The organism is Soehngenia sp. (assembly GCF_055108775.1).
Window position 1 is genome coordinate 1 of record NZ_JBSQIL010000018.1, and the last position, 19,542, is coordinate 19,542.

Consider the following 19,542-nt stretch of genomic DNA (forward strand, 5'->3'; position numbering starts at 1 on the left):
TACTTTAATTCCATCGATTTGTAACTTTTCAATTATTTCATCTTGGTATTTATCTAATTTACTTGGTTTATCTCTTGTTTTGGGCTTTCCTTCATATCCCTCATAATATTTTTTAACTGTTCTTCTATCAAATCCATATTTTCTAGCTAATTCTGAATAGTTGGGTTTTAGATCCATAACTTTTATTATTCTTAGTTGTGCTCTTAAGTTGTCTTCCATTGCTATCCCTCCTAAAAGGAGAATAGCAATTATGCACAATTTTGTACATTTTTATTTTCTCTTTTTTGTACATTTTAGTTATATCATTTACACTAAATCATTAGTTACAGAATTAAAGTCACCTTTTTCAGAATGATTTCTTACATATACTTCATAAATTATCTTATTGCGAAGAGTGATATCCGTATCTTTTGCCATAGCTAAACCCCTTTCATATAATACTTTTATTAATTAATAATTATAGCATAAACAACCTGAATATTATATGATAAGAGTAATAAATTAAGAGGTGATTAAATGGATCAAAAAGAGAGAATGCTAAAACAACTCCCATATAAGTCAAACTTAGATGGACTATTGGAGGATAGGCTAAAAAACAAAAGAAAAATTTATGATTATAACCATACATACCCTGATGATTTAGAAAAACTTAAAGAGATGATTAAAGATATAGTAGTTGCAAATGGGAATATACATATTGAGCCTCCATTTTACTGCGATTATGGATACAACATAGAGATAGGCGATGGATTTTACTCAAATCACAACTTAGTCATACTCGATGTAGGGAAAGTAACCATAGGCAAGAACTGTTTATTTGCAACCAATGTCTCGATACTCACCGCGGGTCATCCAATCCACCCAGACTCAAGAAATTCAGGATATGAATATGGTATCCCTATAAAAATTGGTGACAATGTATGGCTAGGCGGTTCAGTAGTTGTTTTGCCAGGAGTAACGATAGGAAATAATGTAGTAGTTGGAGCAGGAAGTGTAGTAACAAAAGACATTCCTGATGATGTGATAGCGGTAGGTAACCCATGCAAAGTCATTAGAAAGATAACAGAAGAGGACAGAAAATACTACTTCAAAGACCGAATATTCGATATAGAGGATTATAAGTAATTGACAAAGGCCTTAAATTAATGTAGAATATTATGGTAGTAAGCACCCGTAGCTCAGTAGGATAGAGCGGTGCCCTCCTAAGGCATGTGCAGGGGTTCGATTCCTCTCGGGTGCACCATAGGTGATTTTATGGATGAATTTTTCATGCGAAGAGCTATTGAACTAGCAAAACTAAGCACCTGCGATGTACCAGTAGGTGCTGTTATTGTGCATGAAGAAAGAATAATAGCAGAAGGATACAACATGAAAGAAATCACGAAAGACCCAACAGACCACGCAGAAATAATAGCTATAAAAAAAGCATCACAGGTTTTGGGCGGTTGGAGGTTATTAAACTGCACAATGTATGTAACTTTAGAGCCTTGTGCTATGTGTGCAGGGGCTTTAGTAAATGCAAGAATCAATAGACTGGTAATTGGAACAATGGATGAAAAAAGAGGATTTTGTGGCTCGGTTGAAGATTTGACAGCTCACCCTAATTTAAATCATAAAATAGAATTAACCAAAGGAATATTAGAAGACGAATGCAGGCAATTGCTTGTTGACTTTTTTAAAGACTTGCGAAAAAACAAAAAATAATATGGAGAAGTATCGAAGTGGTCATAACGAGCCTGACTCGAAATCAGGTTGCCTTCACGGGCACGTGGGTTCGAATCCCACCTTCTCCGCCAATAAATTAAATATTGATACAATAGAAACTCCTTGAAATCAAGGAGTTTTGTTGTTTTTGGTAGAAAGCAACAAGAAAATAAGGTCAGAAAAGATACTATAGATACCTCTACGGATATAGATTAGACAGTTATAGAATATTATAATAATATAATATTTTACTTTAGAGATGAAGCAGAAATAGGAATATAAAGATTTAGAACCCACTGGTTTAAAGGTTATAAAACTTTAGACTAGCTGGTTATTTTTTGTTTTGAATAAAGCTAAGTAGAAATTAGTTAATTTATTTGATAGAATATATGGAAAATCAAGGATATATGATTAAAATAATTATTGTACATATGTAATGAGCGTAGCGAAGAATCTTAAAGGGGTGATGAATTTGTACTATGTATATATGTTAACAAATTGGAACAACAAAGTTTTATATACAGGTGTTACAAATGATTTAGAGCGAAGAATATATGAGCATAAAAATAAGTTAGTAAAAGGTTTTACGGAAAAATATAATGTAAATAAATTAGTATATTTTGAATATACTTCAGATGTAAATTCAGCTATAGCAAGGGAAAAAGAAATTAAAGGTTGGACAAGGCAGAAGAAAAATCAATTAGTAGAAGTTGTAAATCCATTATGGAAAGATTTAACGGAGGAGTTTAAAAGATAAGATTATTCTCAACGTTCAGAATGACAGGATTCTGTAATATACTTAAAATTCTGGGCTTGTCATCCTGAACAAAGTGAAGGATCTTATTACACATTATTAATGGAATATGCAGTTTTCCTCAACTATTTGGTGGAATCTTTAGAAGATACTATGAATAATATGGAAGCTAGCAAGAAAATTAATCCAGCTTTGCGTGATAGAAATTGATGGTAAACTTGCAAAAGATTACTTTATCAATGCTATATCCAGATCCAGTAATTTTCTTAGTGCAAAATAATTGTTCAAAGAAATATATAAAAGATGTGGGAAATGATCCTTCATTTGATATAATGAAGTAAACGCAACTATAAAAATGAGAGGATGTTATATATGGATGATTATAAACAGTTAATATCAGAAAAAGTAAAGGCTGAGATTGAAAATAGTATAGCAAAAGTTCTCGAAGGTGAAGGAAGCCTAGAGAGCATTATAGATTCAGTTGCGGAAATTGTAAATGAGATTGGTATCAAAACTTTACAAGAAATAACAAGTCAATTAAATGAAAACATTGAACAAGCACCTGAAAAAAATGATATTCAGAAAGAAAAGTAGAAAAAACATTAATCAATAGATTCGTACAACTGGAATTTGAAGTGTAAATTTTAGAGATTAATTTTGAGAAGCCAGTTGAAACAGCATATAAGCATTCTTTAGAAGTATAGGTTTTAAGTATTTCATTGATTTAGGGTATAGAATAAAGAGGAATATAAAGATGGTAAATGTTAAGATATAAATGAACAATAGAGGGTGAGGACAATGCAAATTGCGCTTACAAAAAAGTTAGCAGATGCTATGGGATTAAAGATTTCTGCTGCTGATGAAAAAACAATTAATCCTCTGTTTTTATGGACTGCAAACTGGACAAATGTGTGGAGTAATCTCAGAACTGAGGACATGCTCGTTTTAGTGAACAACGCAACTCGATTTACAGTAGCTATTTACCAAGTCAAACGCAAGGATCTCAAAAGCGCTGAAGAAATCATGAAGAATGCTATTTCGCACACACTTCTTTACATGAATATAAACCCTGAAATAGTGAGTGAATATATGCATATAGCAGGAGAGGTGGAGTTTGTAAAAAATAGCAGCAGACAAGCAGCTTCCTGGGTGACGAAGGCGGGGTTGGACTGCGCTATCTATGTGGGAATAGAATATAATGAAATTGGAAAAATGTTCTGCGATACGATTGGAGCTTCTATAAATTACAGATCAATCAATTATTCTCACAATTTGAACGATAGGTTTATTCCTTACAAAAAAATGATTAACGAACTTTCTGAGCTAACAGGAAAGAAACCATATAAGTACCGTGCTTTTGAATTGATGATCACACTTGATCTAGAAATTTACAAAGCGGAACGGAGGATAATTGTACCTGCGGATATAGAATTAGCGAAATTGCATAAGCTAATACAGTACTTGTTTGGTTGGGAAAACCGTCATCTTTACGATTTTATTATTCCTAATGGTAAAAAACAGAAACCACTTGTAAGAATGGTTCCATATGAGGAAGACATAGAGTACGATCAAGAAGCTATTTTATTGACAGGACATAGGCTATCAGAATTTATGCCTAAGTATAAAAACATCCTCTACACTTATGACATGGGTGATTGGTGGAGGCATGATATACATCTTGTACGAGTGATTGAGGATTATGATAAGGAATCACCATATTTAGTTGAAGCAAGAGGTAAAACTCCACCTGAGGATGTGGGAGGGGTTCAAGGCTTCTTGAACTTCCGAGAAATTATTATGAATCCTGAACATCCAAGACACATGGAAATGAAAGAGTGGGCGAGATTTTGGACGCCGGAGCTTTATGACAGGCAAAAAAGGCCAAGGGTAATTTATGTTTGATGGATATTTTAGATACATAATTAATGACAGTCAAATTAGTAACTCTACTCAGGTTGAAGTAATTTGGTTATTGAAGTAGAGACCTTAATTCTATGGAAGTTTGTGTTTCAGACTATGATACAAATAATGGAAAATCTGAGTAAGTAGAATCTACCCAGGAGAAAATTAAAAATAAGGAGATCATTTCAATGGGAAAACGCTATTTTGACTTAAACATTGAACAGGTTTTAGAAAATTGGGAAGTTTATCATGCTGTACGAGAGATTATAGCTAATGCTTTAGATGAAACAATATTAACTAATTCACCACCTGTTGATATTTTTAAAGACAAAACAGGGTTTTGGCATATCAGAGATTTTGGTCGTGGCTTAAATTATCAACATTTTTCTCAGAATGAAAGTGAAGAAAAGAACAATGCTGAAGGCATAATTGGGAAATTTGGAGTAGGATTAAAAGATGCATTAGCAGTTTTTTATCGACATAATATTGATGTTAAAATAAAATCTAAGCATGGTATTTTTTCTACTGAAATGCATAAAAAAGGTGGCTTTGGAGACATTGAAACTCTACATATTTCTGTATCTGAATCTGACGAATACGATTTTGTTGGTACCGAATTTATCTTGTCAATTTCTGATGATGATATTTCAAAAGCAAAGGAACTTTTCTTAGCGTTTAATCCTGAAAAACCAATTGAGAAAACAGAATTTGGTGAGATATATAGAAAAAATGGAAATGCAGCCATAATATATGTTAATGGTATTCAAGTAGCACAAGAAGAAAATTATATGTTTAGTTATAATATAACAAGAATTTCTGCTGCTATGAAAAAAGCTCTTAACAGGGAACGCAGTAATGTAGGAAGAACTGCATATGCAGACAGTGTAAAAAAGTTACTATTAAAAAGTCAGAGTGAAATCGTTATACAACAGTTAATTAATGAATTGAAAAATTTGAATACAGGCACAGGGCATGATGAAATTAATTATGTCGATATTCAAGCTCATGCAATGAAAACATACAATGCTCAAAAATCAGTTATATATGTATCTCAAATGGAAGCATATCAATTGTCAAATGATGATAAGGAGAAAATTGTTGAATCGGAACGTGAGTTGGTTATAGTTCCTCAGAATGCTTTTGATAAAATCAAGGATTCTAGAGATATAAAAGGCAATGTAATGGGAACTTTCAATTTAGTACGTGAAGAGTACAATGATAAATTTGAATATATATGGGTATTACCAAAGGAATTATCTACAGAAAGGAAAATAGTTTGGGAAAAATATCATATTGTTATGGATTGGTTGAAAGATAATAAATGGAGACACAGAATAAAAATTTCTAAAACTATAAATGAATATAGCAGTGGCGATACAAAAGGAGTTTATGATCCAAAAGAGAATGCGATTATCATTAAAGAAAGTGTTCTTGATAACGAAAATGATTTTTATGAAGTTTTAATTCATGAGTATATACATGCTACAACAGGATATCCTGATAATAATCGCAACTTTGAACATGAACTGGGCAAAATTATAGGTGAAATGGGAATTGAATTATTTAACAATCGAATTAAGTTTGAAGAAAGTAAATTGGATGAAAGTAAGATTAAACAAGAATCTTTATTTGTGAAGTTAGCCAATGTTTTTAGTATGAAAAAGTAGTCCGATGTTAAGTATTTGACTTCATAGAAAGAATGGTCAATATAGTAAATTTAATGAAAATACTATCCAACTTGCATGGAAATGCCTTGAGTAACTTAAATAGAAACGAAAGTATTCAGATGAATCTTTGTTGGATTTGTTATGATACAATATACTAAGCTCATGATCTTCTCCGTTTCTGTTTATTGTCATTGATAACAATATAACAGAGAAGCTCTCATGAGCGTTGTTTTTTAGTTGTGTTTCATTTAATTATACAATTCACCCTAACAAATAAAGAAAAAACGGAATTGATTGATTCCCTTAAAAACAAATATTTATTAAAGTAATTATTTCTTTTTATGAAACTTCCCAAAAGTAGCTACTTCTATCAAAGAGCTTAGCTTTCAAAAGCAAACAAATACACTCAACTAGAAGAAGATATAATTAATATCTTTAAAAATGATTATAAAACATATGGTATAGAAGAATTTATTTAGTTTTAAAGAATAAAGGAATTTTTGTATCTGAAAAAGTAATACGAAGAATTATGGAGCAGAATGATATTATTATTTGTCAACCAAAACAGAGGAAATATTCATCGTATATTTGTGAAATTAGCCCAGAAGTAGATAATATAATACAGCAAGATTTTCATTCTTCATAGCCTATTACAAAATGTTTAACAGAAATAACAGAATTTCATATTCCTGCATGCAAAGAGTATTTATCACCAATTGTTGATTGCTTTGATGGTATAGTTATAAGTTGGACAATTGGGACATCTCCAAATGCTGATTTGGTTAATACAATGCTTGACAATGCAATTTATACACTGAGCCCAGATGGTCATCCTATTATTCATTCAGATAGAGGAGCCCACTACAGATGGCCTGGTTGGATAAAACGAATGGATGATGCAAAATTAATTAGATCAATGTTTAGAAAAGGATGTTCCCCAGACAATTCAGCGTGCAAAGGATTCTTTGGGAGATTAAAAAAAGAGAAGTTCTATTATAATTCATGGTTAAATATAACAATTGATAACTCTTAGTGTAAAATAATTGTTGGACAAATAAATAAAAAATATAGAGAATGATCCTCAATTTGATATAATGTAATCGTCTAAACTAAAAGAAAAGGAGGATATTCTCTATGAATAATATTATACAATTAATAGCAGAACAAATAGCTGAAAAAGTTAAGTGCGAAATTTAGAATAATTTGATAAATGTTACTTAGTTTGAAGGAATTAGATTGTCTTTTGAAATCATTGAAAATATATTTTCCAAAAGATAACATAGACTGAGAAATACAGTTTTAACAACATAAAAGTAATTTTTAGAAATATAAAGGACAACAAATGCCTAGTGGTGTCAAGAGATTAAAAACCAAAGGTATTACATATTAATTGAATAATCTCTTTTATTTTGGTATCATTATATTGCTTAAATTCAACTATAGGAGATAGATATGGATATAATTAAGACGAAAGACTTAGTATTTGAAGATTTTATAAGATACCCAGATATTTCTATTGAAAGAGGAAAAGTAGTTTTTCTTGTTGGAAGTTCAGGTAGTGGTAAAAGCACATTGTTAAAGTTATTTAATGCTACTTTATCACCTAGTTCAGGTGCTATTTTTTATGAAGGGAAAAATATTGATGAAATAGACACTTTAAAACTCAGGCAAGAAGTGCTGCTAGTGGGGCAGTCGGTGTATTTATTTGATGGAAGCATAAGAGATAATTTCGAAAAATTTTACTCATACAGAGAAATGGATATGCCTGATGAAGAAGCGATGTTAGAATTTTTATCTATATGCCAGCTTGATTTTCCACTTGAAACTCAGACGAGCATTCTTTCTGGTGGAGAAGCTCAAAGGCTTTATACTGCGATATTTTTGTCTTTTTTACCTAAAGTTTTAATGCTTGATGAACCTACTAGTGCATTGGATGCAAATAATGCAAAATCTTTATTAAGGGAAATCATAAAGCTTGCTAAAACTAAAGATATGACTGTTATTGTTGTAAGTCACGATAAGAGTCTTTCTGACGAATTTGCTGAAGAATTGATCGACATAGAAGGGAGCAAGGTAATATGACAAATGCGGGTGTAGTTAAACTGAGTATTTTTCAGTTTTCTTTGATATACTTACTTTTGATAGTTGTGTTGGCTATCATGAAGAAAGCAAATGTAAATCAAACAAAACTTTTAATTGTTGCAAGTTTGCGAATGACTGTACAATTAACTTTAGCAGGGTTTATTCTAACATATATATTTGAAAATCCAAGTCCGCTGTTTACTAGCCTTTATCTATTGTCCATGACGCTTTTTGCCATACACAGGGCATTGTCAAAAAACAAATGGTTAAATAATTCTTTTAAATGGGCAGTAGGGTTATCTCTAGCAGGATCGGGGCTTATTATTTTAGCATTTTTTGTAATAGTAGTTGTGAGAGTTGACTTTTTTAATCCTCAATACACTATTCCTCTTTCTGGAATGATATTGGGAAATGCTATGACTGGTGTGAATTTAGGGTTAAAAAGCTTTAAAGACAGCTTTAGTTCACAGAGAAAGAGAGTTGAGACTCTTTTAAATTTAGGAGTAAAACCAAGAAAAATTTTATTGCCATTTTCACAAAATGCTTTAGAAACAGCTCTCCTTCCAACTTTAAACAACATGGTAGGGATGGGGATTATATCACTACCTGGAATGATGACTGGTCAGATTTTATCAGGTACTCCACCGACAACTGCGATTCTTTACCAAATTGCCATCATGATTGCTATAGCTACAGTCGTTTGTCTTGCGACTTTTTCATCGCTTATACTTGGGCTTAGAACTCTTTATAACGATAGAAATCAAATTGAATTTATATATGAAAATTAAAGAAAGCCTTAGATTTTTTCTAAGGCTTTCTTTATCAAATTCTACTTACATTCATATCCATTATCAGATATTTGCTAGTTGTCAGTGGACTTATATTGTTTTTACTAACCCCTCTAAATGAACTACCAAACATTTCAAATACATTTGATGAGATGTTTAATTCTGGAAGTCTGCCAATGAATTTCTCACCGTCAAATAAAAACCCTAGTTGAACTGGTGCTGCGAAATTACCTTCAGGGGTAAAATCTCCTCCGGAAGTCATTAAAACAAAGATACCCATTTCTCCACCTAAAAGCTCTTTGGCTGTTTTTTCTGACTCTTTAATCCTAAAACTTGGTATACCTAAAGTTGGGACACCGTCGTATTCGCAAGTAGCAGATCCTGTAAGTTTGAGATTGTATTTTTTAGAGGTCCTCTTGTCTGTATATGGAGTCATTACTACTCCGTTTTCAATCAATGCACATTCATATCCTTCATTGATCACACCTTCTGCATCAAAGAAAGGAACTCTCATATAATTAGGATTGTTGTTTTGGTATAGTGTAAAATTATCACTAAATACTTTAGTGCCTAATTTGCTGCTTAATAATGAGCTACCACTGCCAAAATTGTTGCCGTCTAGATCGTGAATAAATTTTAGAAATGGGAGTTCCTCACTAGTGTCAAATACAACTGGTAGAGTTTTTTTATTTGGCAACTCTACTTTATTTTTATATGCATTTAATGTGTGATTTATATCTTTTAATGCTAAATTTCTATCGTATTTTCTCCCTTCAAAGACTACAAAACCATCTATTATATTTAATGACTTTTTTTCTTTAAATAACAAAGCTAGCGATATATATCTGTCTTTATAATATAAATCTAAGCCTTTTTCATTGATTAAATTTACAGTGTAATCAGTTAAATTGAATTTATGTGAGAAATAGAAATCAGACTGTTCTTCTCTAAGAACACTTAAGAGACTTTCTAATTCATCTACCATTTTATTTTCATCTATTATTTCTGATGAGTAATCTTCGTGTATTTTTTTGTTGCTTTCAATTTCATAGTCATATGATATTTTATTATCAAGAGTAGCTATTGCTCTATCCAGCAAATCTTTTTCGTCATAATTTCCGATTGCCCCTGAATATCCGATATAGCCATTGTCATAGACTCTAAGGCCAGTTTTAGTTATATTTTTGTTTCTTATTGAATCAATTCTACTTTGGCTTACATTTAGGGATATCTCTTTTATATTAGTTATATATTTTTCCTTTATCATCTATTTCACCTCCTACTGAACGTTTAAATTGTTTACTCTGACATAAGGGCCTCCAAAGCCAACAGGCAGAGGGAATTGCTCCATTTTTCCGCATCCACCTAATATGAAGCTCATAATTTCAGTTTCATTTGAAAGTCCGTCGATTTCATTTAAAGTTTCCATTACATTGCCAGTCACAACTGAAATGTTTACTGGTTCTGCAATTTTTCCATCCTTGATATAATATGCAAGTGATGGAGCGATAGTGAAAGTGGACATTCCTGAGCCATGTTTTATTTCGTCGATGTATATACCGTTTTCCACTTCACTAAAAAGCTCTTCTTTTGAATGATTTCCTGGCTCTATATAGGTAGTAGTCATTCGAACTATCGGCTCGTATTCAAAGTTTACCGCTCTTGCGTTTCCGGTTAAATCTTCATCTAAATAGCATGCAGTAGTTGCACTATGTAGACGTCCGCTTAATAGTCCATTTTTTATTAAATAAGTTTTTTCTGCTTTAGTGCCTTCATCGTCATATGGGACATATCCGTTTCCATCTATATTGCCATCATCTACTATGCTTAACAATTCATTTCCAACAGTTTTACCTATTGCCCATTCTCTTTTCATGGTTTCATCACCTATCATAAAGTCTGACTCGCTTTTATGTCCAAAACTCTCATGGGCAAATACACCTGCTGCAATAGGGGACAATATTACTGTGTATTTCCCTGGCTTAACAGGTTGGGAATTTATTAAAAAATCATGGCATTTCGATATAAATGGTCTAAAATCTTTAATTTTTTCCTTTAAATCATTTAAATTGTTTGAAGACTTTTGATAGCTCTCTGACAGAAGCTTATCTCCTTCTACAAATTGCATTCTAATTGCTAATCCTATTGTTTGATTATCAAATTTTATTGATGAGCCTTTGCTTGAATAGAATTCTTTTAATATCTTTCTATCTATATAATATGCCTTCCAATGTTTTATAAATTCATATTCTTCAAGTAAAGGGAAATATTCTTTTAAAATATTTTGTTTTTCCTTGATATCGAATTTCTTAACATCATCATCAATAAATTTGAACAACTCATCATTATTGACTTGGAATTTTTTAACGATTGGATTTTCTTCGATGTGTTCTTTTGGATTTGCAAATTCTTTTAAAGTGTCAATTTCAGCTTGAATATTTTCTACATTTGAAGTAGAATTATAGTACCATTTTTCTCCATCAAATATTCTAATAAAAGCAGCTTTGTAGGTTCTTACTTTTGATTCTTCAATTTCGCCCATTGTGTAAATTATTTTGGTTTCATAGACATCTTCAATCCGTACATCTGTGTATAAACCTTTTGGGAAAGTAAACATTGCTAAGCCTCCTGACATTTTTATAGTTTGTATAATCTTATCATATTTTCAAACACGAAACAATTAGTTAATACTTTAACTATCTTTAAATATGTTATATAATTAAATCAACTTGTGATTTTAATAGATTACCAACAACAGTTAGGGGGATTTATATGAAAGTGAAAATTTGTATGGGTTCAAATTGTACTTTATTAGGAGCGATGAATTTATTAGATCAAATTGAAAGCTTAAGGGAGATTATTGACGAAAATGAAAATGAATACAAAGAAGAAGAGCTTGAAATTGAGTCTATTAAATGTCTAGGATATTGTAAAGAAGTGGATTCAGATATAGCGCCGGTTGTTATTGTAGAAGAAGATGTAATATTTAATGCTACAGGGCAGATTGTTATGGAGAAAATAATGGATAAAATGAGAAAAGGATAATTTTCAATTTAATTTCGGAGGAAGAGAAAATTCATGAAAGAAAGTTATGTTGACCTAATAAATATACGCAGGAAGGTCTTTGTGGAAATCGCAAAAATGGCTTATGAGGATACTGATCTCAATGAGCTTGAGAAAGCTGCATACAATATAATTCCTGGTGAGGTAGCTACATATAGAGAAAATATATTCAGGGAAAGAGCAGTCGTTGAAGAAAGGCTCAGACTAACTATGGGACTTAATGTTAGAAGCATGAGCGAGTTTACGAGGGTTACAGAGGGGATAGATGAAGTCAATATAGATGAGTCAAGATTCATCCCAGATTTAGTGAATGTCATAACTTTTGCTTGTGAAGCTTGTCCAACTAGAGCTTTTAAAGTGACTGATAACTGTAGAAAGTGCCTTGCACATCCATGCACAAATGTGTGTCCTGTAAATGCAGTTTCAATTGGAAAAGACAGGGCAATAATAGATCAAGACAAGTGTATAAAATGCGGCAGATGTAGAGACGGTTGCCCTTATAATGCAATAGTAGAATATAATAGACCTTGTGCTGCTGTTTGTGGAGTAAACGCAATAGAGAGCGATTATCTAGGCAGGGCTAAGATCAATCAAGAAAAATGTGTATCTTGTGGTAGATGCATCATACAGTGCCCATTTGGTGCAATTGCTGATAAATCTCAAATTTATCAGCTCATAAAAGCTCTTAAAACTAAGAAGAATATGTATGCTATGATAGCACCTTCGTTTATCGGGCAATTTGGTGCTTTAACTACTCCAGAGCAAATCGTCGAAGGAATAAAGAGGTTGGGATTTAAAGATGTGGTAGAAGTAAGCTTAGGAGCAGACATAACTACTTTAAATGAGGCTAAAGAATTTTTGCATAAAGTACCAAACGAAATACCTTTTATGGGAACTAGTTGCTGCAATTCATGGGCTCTTATGGTAAAAAACAAATTTCCAGAACAATATGAGTATATTTCAGATTCAGCTTCTCCAATGGTAGAAACTGCAAAATATATAAAGAAAAAAGATAAAGATGCAATCATTACATTCATAGGGCCTTGTATATCTAAAAAGCTAGAAGCACTCAGAGAAGATGTAAAAGACTATGTTCATTTTGTAATTACATTTGAGGAACTAATGGGTATTTTTGTTGCTAAAAATATAGAACTTTCTGAGATAGAAATTTCTAAAGAAATACAAGATGCTTCGACACTTGGAAGGGGATATTCAGTTGCTGGGGGAGTTGCAGAAGCTGTTAAAAAGACTGCTCAACTTCTAGATCCAACGCGAGAGATAAATGTAGAGTCTGCTTCAAATTTAGCAGATTGTGTAAAACTTATGTTTCAAGCAAAAGCTGGCAGGAAAAACGGATATTTATTGGAAGGAATGGCTTGTCCTGGAGGTTGTATAGCTGGACCTGGCACAATAGCATCAACTACTAGAGTTAAAAAGGCAGTTGAAGCATTTAAGAATAAATCAGTTTACAAGACACCACTTGATAATGAATTGATAGATGAAAATTTAAAAAAACAACAATAAAGATACACTAAAAGTGTATCTTTTATTCTAAAATTTCTTCAATCATTTTTTTGTTTTTATAGGATTCTTCTAATTCTTCTATTAAGCTATTGTAGTATAATTCTGCTATTTTAATTCTTTTAGATGCGATTTCTTTCGCTCTTGATGTATAAAGCTTATCCGACACAGTTTCGATTTTATATTTATATTCATGTAAAAATGAATCTTCTTTGTCATCTTCTCCATGGAGTAAATTTCCATTTTTATCTAAATTGTATAGATTAGAATGTATTTCTGTCTGATAGATTATGGTTCTAGCTATGCCTATCGCACCTAAGACATCTAGCTTATCAGCATCAAATAGTATTTTTTCTTCAATCGTTGTAGGGGGGTTATCGCCTCTAAATCTATGTTTTTCTATACAGCTTGAAACTTTATCTGCAAAATCTTCACTATAATTATTATCTATTAGAAATTTTTTAGCTATTTTAGCTCCTTTTTTAGCATGGTTTATATTTTTGTTTTTTGATTGGGCCTTTCTGCCTATGTCATGAAGCAAGCTAGCAGCAATCAAAACATCCATATCCACATCTTTTTCATATTGAGCTATTTCTAAAGCTAAATAAAGCACTCTGTATATATGTTCAAGATCATGGGCTTGATCTGAATTGTGTTTTTTCATAAATTTTTCAAGACGTTTAAATTCTTTTTTATTCATCTAGTACCCCACCTATTTTTAAAGAAATTAGTGATAAAATTAAATCTCATTTTAATTGAATTAGTGTTATTTGCGCTCAAAGCTAAATTAAGCAAATATTCCTGACAATTTAGTATTTCCTCTGAGTTGATTTCTTTTTTTATGTACTCTCCAGTACTTGCCATCAGTCTTGATTTTTTATTGTCTTTGAGATTTAATTCTAAGAATTTTTCGATACTATCTCTAATGCTTTCATCATAAATTGGCACAGCTACTTCAACTCTTCTATTTAAATTTCTAGTCATTAAATCTGCTGAAGAAATATAAATACTTCTATTTTCGGATTCTCCAAACAAATAAACTCTAGAATGTTCTAAAAATCTACCTACTATATTTGTTATAGTGATATTTTCAGTTTTTCCCTCTATGCCTGGCAATATACAGCATATACCTCTGATTATTAAGTCTATTTTAACTCCGGCACAAGATGCTTCCATCAATTTATCTATTAGATCTCTTTCGGTTATTGAATTAGCTTTGATGATGATTCTTGCAGATTTGTCTGATTTTGCATTTTCAATTTGTCTATCGATTTCTTCAATTAACATGGTTTTTAGTGAATAAGGAGCTATTGCTAAATGTTTGTAAGTCCCATTTAAGTTGCTTATTGCCATATTTTTGAAGAACTCTAATGCATCTTCACCAATTTCTCTATTTCCTGTAATCAAAGAGAGATCAGAGTACAACCTTGCAGTTTTTTCATTGTAGTTTCCTGTGCCAATTTGGGTAATATAGTTTATTTTATCTTTTTCCATATAAGTTATTAGACAAATTTTTGAATGCACTTTATAGTCTTCTATTCCATAGATGACTTTGCAACCAGATTCATCCAATCTCTCCGCCCATTCTATGTTGTTTTGCTCATCAAACCTCGCCCTTAATTCTATAAGCACGGTTACATCTTTTCCGTTTTCTGCTGCTTGACATAAGTATTCCACGACTTTTGATTTATTTGCTAGCCTATATAATGAAATCTTTATAGACTTAACTTTTTTAGAAACAGCGGCTTCTTTTAATAAATCTATTAGGGCTTTTATATCTTGATATGGGTAATACATCATTACATCTTTCTTTTGTATCTGAGGGATCAGACTCTTATTAGGATTTAAGCTCGAAGGATAAGCTGGTTCAAACTTCTGATAAACTAGTTTATTTCTCAACTGAGGATTTAACTTATCTTCAATTAGAGCTACATAGTCTAGCATTATTGGGGTTGATGTATTAAAAACTTGATTTTGAGATAAATTTAATTTTAGAAGTAGATAATTTTTCAGTTCTTTTTCAAGATCTTCATATATTTCTAAGCGTACAGGAGCAAGTCTAGATCGTTTTTTTAAAATCTGTTTCATATGAAGCTTAAAATCTTGTTCATCAAAGTCAAAGGCTTCATCTTTAGGGTTTATATCTGCATTTCTTGTAACTGAAATTATTGACTTTGAGGAAACTTTATAATAATTAAAAACTGAATTAAAAAAGTGAAGTACTACTTTTTCAATTAAAATATATCTTAATTTTTCACTATCTAGGTACAATAATCTGGGAATCGATTTTGGGATTTCTATGAAGCCTATTAAATTTGTCTTACCCTTTGAAACCAAAGTACCTACTATATATAAACTTTTATTCCATAGGTGTGGAAAGGGATGATGAGAGTCTATTATTTGAGGCGAAAGCAGTGGCATGATATTTTTCTTAAAGTAATTTTGAACATATTCATACTCTAATTCTGTAAGTTCATTTATATCTAAATTGTAAATATCATATTGTCTGAGCAAATTTTCAACCTTAAAAAATATTTCATCCTTCTTTTTATATAATGGCTTCACAGTTTCAAAAACTTTATCAAGTTGTTCTTGGGGAGTTAAACCAGTTTTATTGTCTATTGGCGGATTTTTAAGCCTAGACAGATCCAAAAGGCTACCTACCCTAATCATAAAAAATTCGTCTAAGTTGCTGGAAAAAATGGATATAAATTTAAGTCTTTCAAATATAGGAACTGTTTCATCGACTGCCTCATCTAGAACTCTTTCATTAAATCTAAGCCAAGACAATTCTCTATTTTGAGTATAACTTGTATCGTATTGAAATTTATCATCTGCCATGTAACCCTACTCCTTTAAGACTTTTTCGAATAAATATCCTTCCCTTACTCCATAATCACTTACGATAATTTCTTCTGAGCCTGATTTTTTAACGAGTTCATTAAGTATGATCATTCCAGGGATAATAGTATGAACTCTATCAGGAGTTATTTGTAAAATTGTGTCTACTGCTTCTTTTGAACCCTTACTTAAAAATTTAACTATATGCTTCAAATTCTTAGCAGGTATAGTATTGTTATCAGATTTAAGATCAAATATATAGTTGTGCAATTTTCTGGTGGCTCTGATACTTCCTCCCACACCACATAATACCTTATAATTTTCTTCTTGTAACTCGGTAAGTCCACTTAGTTCTCTTTCCAAATGGTTTTTTATATCTTTAATTTCTTTCTTATCTGGCAATATTCCTTTCACATACATCTTGTAGCTATTTAATGAGCCAAGAGGAAAGCTTATTGCATTAATTATTTTTTGATTTTTAAAGGTTACTACTTCTGTACTTCCACCACCAATATCAACCAAAATACCCTCTTTCAAATCGAAGAGTTTAGTAGCGCCTATGAAGTCTAATTTTGCCTCTTGTTCACCAGATATGACATCAATATCTAATCCTGTTGCATTCTCTATCTCTGATACTGCTGATTCACTATTGTAAACATTTCTAAGTGCTGCTGTTGCAAATACATACATCTTGTCTACTTCAAAGTGATTAACTATTTCTATGAAACTTTTTAGTGAATCTATTGCTTTTTTTATTCCTTTTTTTGACATAATTCCATTTTCTACATATCCAGCTAGACCTGCTTGCTGTTTTGACGTGAACAATAAATCGATATCATTGTTATAACATTTATATATATTCATTCTCATTGTATTGGAACCAATGTCTACTAATGCATAAATCATATTTTTTCCTCCTAATTTTATTCATGGGATTATAAAGTATCTACCATTTCTTTCATATTTATATAATAACTTTTAGCTTCATTTAATTCTCCGTATAAATAACCTTCAAACAATCCCCTTTGATAGCTTTTATGGTAAGTGTTAAAAACATCAGGATAAGCTGATAAAATATTAAGAACTGAATGTTTATCTAATATGATACCTAGAGAATCAGAAATATCATTAACTATATTTTCGGGTAAAAATGAGAAATCTTTAAGAGAAGATGTTAAATATTTTAGTGCGTATTTTAACTTCTTAAGATTTATCCTTAAATCATGAACATTTTCAAAATTATTATAGTCAAGTTCTTTTATTTCAAGCAATATTTTCTGGGAAATGTTTCTCATTCTTTTTTTTGAGAAGGACTTTAAATCATCATACGAATCTATCTGCTTAGTCAATGAATATAGTAGAGATTTTTTGCCTTCAAGTTCTTCTATAGGGACTAGATTTCTTTTTAAATCAGAGGCAATAGCTTCTTCAATGCTGATTAATATCTCAGAAAATTCGTTGGGGTATGGTATATCTTTTTTTACACAATAATCATAATAAATCTCTTTTGCAATTTGAATATCTCTTAAATTTGAAAATTGGGCACTAATCTTTTTTAAGAACTCATTTAATTTGTTATACTTTTTCTTTTTAAGAAGAGGTTTATAAAAATAGAGTAATGACCTAATTTCTCTTATGTTTACTCTAAATTTATGTATAAATTCTACGTCATATAGCATATTTTCGATATCTTCATAAGCTTCTAACATATTATTATATTTCGCCTTCAACAATTTTGAAGTTTTCATAACTAACACCTCCAAATATACTATATAGATACCTTTTTTTACATATATAAAACACTAATCGTAATAACTCTATATTGTTTATATTATAATATTTTTATGTAAAATATTCGTAAAATAAAGGAAAAAATTGAAAATATTCATCAATAAATTGTTAAAAAATAAACAAAAAAGAAATATTTAAATAATTTATTAATAAAATATGATGGCTTGCTATTACTTAGTTTGATTTAGGGATATCATTTTATTTGATATTGTCTACTGTACTTTTATTAACTATATGTTATAATTTTCTTATAAACAGTTTAGCCTGCTAATTAAACAGATTTATGGATTTTTTATAACATAAAAAAGAATAATTAGCATGATAAAAATTTAACAAATAATCATTATAAATATTAAATAATTGGGAGGGGAGCTTAATGAAAAGAAAAGTAGCCATTTTGTTAGTTTTCATACTAATGGCATCGGTAATTTTTGGTGGCTGTAGCAGTTCGACGACTCAAAATGGGGATAATTCAGAGAAGACAAAAGTTGCTTTAGTCATCGCAGGAGGGCTTGGCGATAGGTCATTTTACGACTCTGCACATGAGGGTGTGGAAAGAGCTAAAAATGAATTAGGTATTGAGTATAAGACATATGAATGTAGAAACGATGCTTCTCTGTTTAATGATCAGCTAGTTCAAGCATCTCAATATGCATCGATTGTCGCAGTAGTTGGATATGAGTTTTACGATGTTGTTCAAGAGATAGCTAAGGAATTCCCTGATGTGTATTACATATATGTAGATAACGAGATAGAGGGAATAGACAATCTAATTACTATAAGCTATGCAGAGAATGAAGGATCGTTTTTAGCAGGGGCTTTAGCTGCAATGCTCACAAATACAAACATAATTGGTATGGTTGGCGGAATGGATTTACCTGTCATAAGAAACTTCCAAGTAGGATATGAAGCTGGAGCTAAATATATAAATAAAGATATAAAAGTTGAGACAATTTTTGCTGAAGATTTTGAAGATCCTGCTAAAGGAAAAGAGTGTGCTACTGCACTTTATTCAAGAGGTGCTGATATTATTTTCCAAGTAGCAGGAAAAACTGGAGAAGGAGTTTTTGAAGCTGCAAAAGAACAAGGGAAATTTGCAATTGGTGTTGATACTGACCAAAGATATATAAATCCTGATGTTATAGTTGCAAGTATGGTAAAAAAAGTCGGACAATCCATCTATGACACTATAATAAAGATACAAAACGATGAGATTGAAAAAGGTAAAGTTATTTTCTATGGGTTAAAAGAAGATGGGGTTGGATTGGCCTATGGAACTGATGATATGAAACAATTTGTCACTGATGATATGAAAGACAAACTTGATGAAATAAAAGAATTGATTATAAATGGGGAAATAGAAGTACCTACTGCGAAATAGATAAAATGGAGAAGTTTTTAACTTCTCCATTTTAACAACTTTCAATAA

20 protein-coding genes, 2 tRNA genes and 1 pseudogene are annotated in these 19,542 nt (G+C 31.2%); 16 read left to right on the forward strand and 7 right to left on the reverse strand.

Features of this window, described 5'->3' with window-relative positions; all coding sequences use genetic code 11:
• Positions 1-219: pseudogene (locus ACTB1H_RS03815) on the reverse strand (IS21 family transposase); the annotation flags it as partial.
• 297 nt (positions 220-516) lie between these two features.
• On the opposite strand from ACTB1H_RS03815, the gene ACTB1H_RS03820 reads away from it, so the two are divergent.
• The 13 genes from ACTB1H_RS03820 to ACTB1H_RS03880 all read left to right on the forward strand — a co-directional run bounded on the left by ACTB1H_RS03820 (position 517) and on the right by ACTB1H_RS03880 (position 8,897).
• Positions 517-1,125, forward strand: coding sequence for a sugar O-acetyltransferase (locus ACTB1H_RS03820; protein ID WP_463261514.1), 609 nt, complete (start codon positions 517-519; stop codon positions 1,123-1,125).
• A 42-nt stretch (positions 1,126-1,167) separates the two neighbouring features.
• A tRNA-Arg gene (locus ACTB1H_RS03825) sits at positions 1,168-1,243 on the forward strand.
• A gap of 11 nt (positions 1,244-1,254) precedes the next feature.
• Positions 1,255-1,704 carry a tRNA adenosine(34) deaminase TadA gene (gene tadA / locus ACTB1H_RS03830; RefSeq protein ID WP_463261515.1) on the forward strand — a complete coding sequence of 150 codons (450 nt, stop codon included), beginning with the start codon at positions 1,255-1,257 and terminating at the stop codon, positions 1,702-1,704.
• A 3-nt stretch (positions 1,705-1,707) separates the two neighbouring features.
• Positions 1,708-1,796 (forward strand) — tRNA-Ser (locus ACTB1H_RS03835).
• Between the two features lie 380 nt (positions 1,797-2,176).
• Positions 2,177-2,461, forward strand: coding sequence for a GIY-YIG nuclease family protein (locus ACTB1H_RS03840; RefSeq protein WP_463261516.1), 285 nt, complete (start codon positions 2,177-2,179; stop codon positions 2,459-2,461).
• A 206-nt stretch (positions 2,462-2,667) separates the two neighbouring features.
• A complete protein-coding gene (locus tag ACTB1H_RS03845) occupies positions 2,668-2,799 on the forward strand; it encodes a hypothetical protein (RefSeq protein ID WP_463261517.1) in 132 nt (43 codons plus the stop codon).
• A 31-nt stretch (positions 2,800-2,830) separates the two neighbouring features.
• Complete coding sequence (locus ACTB1H_RS03850; RefSeq protein ID WP_463261518.1) at positions 2,831-3,052, forward strand: hypothetical protein; 222 nt, start codon at positions 2,831-2,833, stop codon at positions 3,050-3,052.
• Between the two features lie 204 nt (positions 3,053-3,256).
• Positions 3,257-4,360 carry a plasmid pRiA4b ORF-3 family protein gene (locus tag ACTB1H_RS03855; protein WP_463261519.1) on the forward strand — a complete coding sequence of 368 codons (1,104 nt, stop codon included), beginning with the start codon at positions 3,257-3,259 and terminating at the stop codon, positions 4,358-4,360.
• Between the two features lie 188 nt (positions 4,361-4,548).
• Positions 4,549-6,027: a SprT-like domain-containing protein gene (locus tag ACTB1H_RS03860; protein ID WP_463261520.1), complete on the forward strand. Its 1,479-nt coding sequence runs from the start codon at positions 4,549-4,551 to the stop codon at positions 6,025-6,027.
• Between the two features lie 469 nt (positions 6,028-6,496).
• Complete coding sequence (locus ACTB1H_RS03865; protein ID WP_463261537.1) at positions 6,497-6,673, forward strand: hypothetical protein; 177 nt, start codon at positions 6,497-6,499, stop codon at positions 6,671-6,673.
• Positions 6,674-6,742: 69 nt separating this feature from the next.
• A complete protein-coding gene (locus ACTB1H_RS03870; RefSeq protein WP_463261538.1) occupies positions 6,743-7,060 on the forward strand; it encodes a transposase in 318 nt (105 codons plus the stop codon).
• Between the two features lie 419 nt (positions 7,061-7,479).
• Complete coding sequence (locus tag ACTB1H_RS03875; protein ID WP_463261521.1) at positions 7,480-8,109, forward strand: ABC transporter ATP-binding protein; 630 nt, start codon at positions 7,480-7,482, stop codon at positions 8,107-8,109.
• The gene (locus ACTB1H_RS03880) at positions 8,106-8,897 is read left to right on the forward strand and encodes an ABC transporter permease (protein ID WP_463261522.1); all 792 of its coding nucleotides are present in this window, start codon (positions 8,106-8,108) and stop codon (positions 8,895-8,897) included. The genes ACTB1H_RS03875 and ACTB1H_RS03880 overlap by 4 nt, the downstream gene beginning before the upstream one ends.
• 34 nt (positions 8,898-8,931) lie before the next feature.
• Here the strand turns inward: ACTB1H_RS03880 and ACTB1H_RS03885 are convergent, their stop codons facing one another.
• Positions 8,932-10,164, reverse strand: a complete 1,233-nt coding sequence (locus ACTB1H_RS03885; protein ID WP_463261523.1) for a metallopeptidase TldD-related protein — start codon at positions 10,162-10,164, stop codon at positions 8,932-8,934.
• A 12-nt stretch (positions 10,165-10,176) separates the two neighbouring features.
• Positions 10,177-11,514 carry a TldD/PmbA family protein gene (locus ACTB1H_RS03890; protein WP_463261524.1) on the reverse strand — a complete coding sequence of 446 codons (1,338 nt, stop codon included), beginning with the start codon at positions 11,512-11,514 and terminating at the stop codon, positions 10,177-10,179.
• Between the two features lie 155 nt (positions 11,515-11,669).
• Between ACTB1H_RS03890 and ACTB1H_RS03895 the strand changes: the two genes are divergently transcribed.
• Positions 11,670-11,942 (forward strand): NAD(P)H-dependent oxidoreductase subunit E, encoded by a 273-nt coding sequence (locus ACTB1H_RS03895; protein WP_463261525.1) that lies wholly within the window; start codon positions 11,670-11,672, stop codon positions 11,940-11,942.
• A gap of 33 nt (positions 11,943-11,975) precedes the next feature.
• Positions 11,976-13,484 carry a 4Fe-4S dicluster domain-containing protein gene (locus ACTB1H_RS03900; RefSeq protein WP_463261526.1) on the forward strand — a complete coding sequence of 503 codons (1,509 nt, stop codon included), beginning with the start codon at positions 11,976-11,978 and terminating at the stop codon, positions 13,482-13,484.
• A 22-nt stretch (positions 13,485-13,506) separates the two neighbouring features.
• Here the strand turns inward: ACTB1H_RS03900 and ACTB1H_RS03905 are convergent, their stop codons facing one another.
• From ACTB1H_RS03905 to ACTB1H_RS03920, 4 genes are read right to left on the reverse strand one after another with little or no spacing between them, the layout of a single operon-like run.
• Positions 13,507-14,181: an HD domain-containing protein gene (locus ACTB1H_RS03905; protein WP_463261527.1), complete on the reverse strand. Its 675-nt coding sequence runs from the start codon at positions 14,179-14,181 to the stop codon at positions 13,507-13,509.
• Positions 14,178-16,322: a polyphosphate kinase 1 gene (ppk1, locus tag ACTB1H_RS03910; protein ID WP_463261528.1), complete on the reverse strand. Its 2,145-nt coding sequence runs from the start codon at positions 16,320-16,322 to the stop codon at positions 14,178-14,180. Before ppk1 ends, ACTB1H_RS03905 begins: the two co-directional genes overlap by 4 nt.
• 6 nt (positions 16,323-16,328) lie before the next feature.
• Positions 16,329-17,228, reverse strand: a complete 900-nt coding sequence (locus ACTB1H_RS03915; protein WP_463261529.1) for a Ppx/GppA phosphatase family protein — start codon at positions 17,226-17,228, stop codon at positions 16,329-16,331.
• A gap of 29 nt (positions 17,229-17,257) precedes the next feature.
• Positions 17,258-18,070: a CHAD domain-containing protein gene (locus tag ACTB1H_RS03920; RefSeq protein ID WP_463261530.1), complete on the reverse strand. Its 813-nt coding sequence runs from the start codon at positions 18,068-18,070 to the stop codon at positions 17,258-17,260.
• Positions 18,071-18,489: 419 nt separating this feature from the next.
• On the opposite strand from ACTB1H_RS03920, the gene ACTB1H_RS03925 reads away from it, so the two are divergent.
• The gene (locus ACTB1H_RS03925; RefSeq protein WP_463261531.1) at positions 18,490-19,494 is read left to right on the forward strand and encodes a BMP family lipoprotein; all 1,005 of its coding nucleotides are present in this window, start codon (positions 18,490-18,492) and stop codon (positions 19,492-19,494) included.
• Positions 19,495-19,542: the final 48 nt, after the last annotated feature.